Below are 3,628 nucleotides of genomic sequence, written 5' to 3'. Positions count from 1 at the left end.
GGCATAACTGCAATATGGAGGCATGACCCTCTCTACGAAAGTGAGAATGAAATTGATTGCTGTTGCTTTAAAACTAAGATTTTTTTGGATAAAACCAAACGAGGAATAAACAGATTAGAAGCGTGATATTTAAGAGTAGATTATACTCCGTCATAGAAATACCGAAGATTTTAATAGCGGGTTTAGTGCAGGAAGTGATTGGCTGAGAGTAGAACATTTGCTTGATATGTTGTATAGACAAGTCTTTCGGGATACGGATCATCGATGAGCAAAGGGCACTTGGTTGTACAATGCCTCTTTCTACGAAGCTATGATAGGTTGATAATATGCAAGAGCTAAGGATAGTTAGGAGAATGAATATTAAAGTATATTTGCTTAATTGTCTGATGATTAAAGCAGTTAAGCAAATTTTGATTAGCGTTAAATAGGGAAACCTTTCGTAAACGCATAAAGGGCAGGGTGTATAATGGAATATATATTCAGCAATATAAGCGGTAGCAAGTGCTATTATAGAAATTGCAATTAGTCCTAAATGTAGAACTTTATAGCTATCTTTTCTGATGTAATTTATAATAGTAGTAAATGGCATGGGTTTTATTTTTTTAAGGAACGTCATTGCGAGCGACCAAAGGGAGCGTGGCAATCTCAGGATGTTTTACAAGATTACCACGCCGCTTCGCTTCTCGCAATGACGTTAGTTTATTCTTTAAAATCGTAAAAAATTCAAGTGATATTTTACAAATAAATAAATTTAGTATATTGTCACTGATTATTAATTAAAGTGCAAGAAAAATAAATGTCAGAAATTTGGGAAGATGCTATTAAGTCAAACGCTTGGCCTTTTGTTGAGGCTAAGAAAATATTAGACAGCTTAAACGGTAAAGCTCCTGAAAAAAATTATGTATTATTTGAAACGGGTTATGGTCCTTCAGGTTTACCTCATATCGGTACTTTTGGTGAGAATGCTCGTATGGTGATGGTGCAGAAAGCGTTTGAGCAATTATCCGATATTCCGACTAAGCTAATTTGCTTTTCCGATGATATGGACGGGCTTCGTAAAGTACCAAGTAACATCCCGAATTCTGAAATGGTAGCTGGGTATATGGATATGCCGCTTGCCTCTATCCCTGATCCGTTTGGTGAATGTGAAAGTTACGGGGCTTATATGAATGCAAAGCTTCGTTCATTCCTTGATAAATTCGGCTTTGAGTATGAATTTTATAGCAGTACTAACTGTTATAAAGTCGGTATGTTTGATAAAATGCTGATAAGAGTGCTTGAGAAATATGATGAGATAATGGAGTTGATGCTACCGACTTTTAGAGAAGAGCGCAAGGCTACCTATTCACCTTTCATGCCAATATGTCCGAAAACAGGTAAGGTACTGCAAGTGCCTATAGAGAAATGGGATGCTAAAGCAGGCACTGTTACATATAAAGATGAGGACAGTAATTATATAGAAGTGCCGGTAACGGGAGGGCATTGCAAATTACAGTGGAAACCGGATTTTGGTATGCGTTGGGCAGCGTTAGAAGTCGATTATGAAATGTACGGCAAAGACCATCTAGCAAATGCTCGGCTTTATTCGGAAATTTGCCGAATCCTAGGAGGTAAGCCGCCGGTGCAGCTATGTTATGAGCTATTTTTAGATGAAAACGGTGAGAAAATATCAAAATCAAAAGGTAATAGTATTAGTGTTGATGATTGGCTTAAATATGCTCCCGTTGAAAGTATGGCATTATTTATGTACCAAAATCCGACTAGAGCTAAGCGTTTGTTTTTTGATGTAATTCCTAAAAATGTTGATGAATATATTACTTTTAATCAGAAATACCATTTAGAAGAAGATAGGGCAAAGCGTTTTGCGAATCCAGTTTATCACATACATCACGGGAATGTACCGAAAATTGAGACTTTTGGTATTACCTATGGGTTGCTTTTAAATCTTACTTCTGCGTGTAATCCTTCCGATAAATCGGTACTTTGGGGATTTATTAGCAAATATGAGCCAAAAGCAACTTCAAAGACTAGTCCTTATCTTGACCACTTAGCAGAATTTGCTATAAGATATTATAATGACTTTATTAAAGCACATAAATCATATTTAGTCGTTTCCGAAAAGCATAAGGTCATTTTACAAGATATATTAGATATGTTATCTAGCATATCTGATCAAACCGAAGCTGAAGCGATTCAGAAAGCAATATATGATATAGGAATGAAAGCAGGATATGAAAATCTGCGTGATTATTTCAAGGATCTATATCAGATATTGCTAGGACAAAGCGAAGGTCCAAGACTTGGGACTTTCATAAAGCTTTACGGTATAAAAGAAACTATGAAGCTGGTTGAAGGAAAGTTGTATACGTAGATAGAACTTCAAAAATTGGCTACGTCGTCCTACAAGTACTGCAGTGCTCACGTATTAAGTAACTGCTGCCGCTCCTCGTCTTGTGGACTTCTTGCTCTTTTTGAAGTTGATCTTCGTATACTTTCACGTTGTATTAATGTTATTCCTGCGTGGGCATCTAAGCGTCATTGCGAACGAACGAAGCGAGTGCAGCAATCTCAAGAATTTTGTATTGTTTCATGAGATTGCCACGTCAAGGCTTCACCTTTCCTCGCAATGACGTTAAAATAAAAACTATTAACAAATGAATGAAATTTTTTGTAGTACGTTACCTATTTTTTTAATTACGCTTCTTGGTAGTATTATCAAAAATAAATGGTTAACTTCAGAAGAATTTTGGCGTGGTATTGAGAAATTATCGTATTTTGTACTATTTCCTGCCATGCTGTTTAATTACGTATCTACTGCCGACTTAAGCGTTGCATCGATAATTAAGTTAGTAGTGGCTCTTATTATTTCTACTATCCTTGTATCAATTGGTCTTATAATTTACCAAAAAAAATATAATATAGATAAAATCCAATTTACTTCCATTTTTCAAGGATCAATTCGTTATAATAGCTACATTTTTTTTGGAGTAAGTAGCCCGCTGCTTGGTCCTAGTGGGCTTTCTATTGTTGCTGTTATTTCTTCTTATATGATTATTTTTACCAATATTTTATCGGTAATGATTTTCGCTTATTATATCCCTAATAAATCCGTTACTAATACTATTAGAACTAGTTTTGTTTTAATGATGAAATTAATTGTGCGTAACCCTTTAATTATCGCAAGTTTAGTAGGGTTCGTTTTTAATTACTCAAATCTTGAATTACATTTAGGGCTTAAGAAAACACTAGATAGTCTTTCTAATGCTGCTTTAGCTATTGGTATGTTAAATGTTGGAGCAGGGCTTAATTTTACTATTAGGAGAGAGCTTTTACACAATGTAATGTTTACAAGCTTTATTAAATTAGTTGCATTTCCTCTAGTTAGCGTAATAGTATTATGGTTAATGTCAATTGAGGGGATAGATAGATCGGTAGGAATATTATATAGCTGTCTTCCATGTGCAAGTACGGCTTATGTTCTATCTCGTCAGCTTGACGGTGATCCTGATTCTATGGCGTCGATTATAACATTTACTACTTTTTTCTCAGTGGTTACTATATCCATTACTATGTATGTGATGGGGTGAATTTACCACGTCATTGCGAGGAAAAATTGAAAATTTTGACG

3 protein-coding genes are annotated in these 3,628 nt (G+C 35.3%); 2 read left to right on the top strand and 1 reads right to left on the bottom strand.

The annotated features are described in order from the left end of the window. Positions 1-73: 73 nt before the first annotated feature. A complete protein-coding gene (locus KYQ89_RS06210) occupies positions 74-589 on the bottom strand; it encodes a disulfide bond formation protein B (protein ID WP_218460862.1) in 516 nt (171 codons plus the stop codon). A gap of 207 nt (positions 590-796) precedes the next feature. On the opposite strand from KYQ89_RS06210, the gene KYQ89_RS06205 reads away from it, so the two are divergent. Further along, positions 797-2,371 (top strand): lysine--tRNA ligase, encoded by a 1,575-nt coding sequence (locus tag KYQ89_RS06205; RefSeq protein ID WP_218460861.1) that lies wholly within the window; start codon positions 797-799, stop codon positions 2,369-2,371. Between the two features lie 283 nt (positions 2,372-2,654). Then, positions 2,655-3,587, top strand: a complete 933-nt coding sequence (locus KYQ89_RS06200) for an AEC family transporter (RefSeq protein WP_218460860.1) — start codon at positions 2,655-2,657, stop codon at positions 3,585-3,587. Positions 3,588-3,628 lie beyond the last annotated feature (41 nt).

The organism is Rickettsia sp. TH2014 (assembly GCF_019249195.1).
GTDB lineage: Bacteria > Pseudomonadota > Alphaproteobacteria > Rickettsiales > Rickettsiaceae > Rickettsia > Rickettsia felis.
This window is presented reverse-complemented; position numbering and strand designations above follow the sequence as displayed.

Coding starts and splice junctions, on each gene's coding strand:
- KYQ89_RS06210 (WP_218460862.1), bottom strand. CDS start 589: ATGCCATTTACTACTATTATAAATTACATCAGAAAAGATAGCTATAAA.
- KYQ89_RS06205 (WP_218460861.1), top strand. CDS start 797: ATGTCAGAAATTTGGGAAGATGCTATTAAGTCAAACGCTTGGCCTTTT.
- KYQ89_RS06200 (WP_218460860.1), top strand. CDS start 2,655: ATGAATGAAATTTTTTGTAGTACGTTACCTATTTTTTTAATTACGCTT.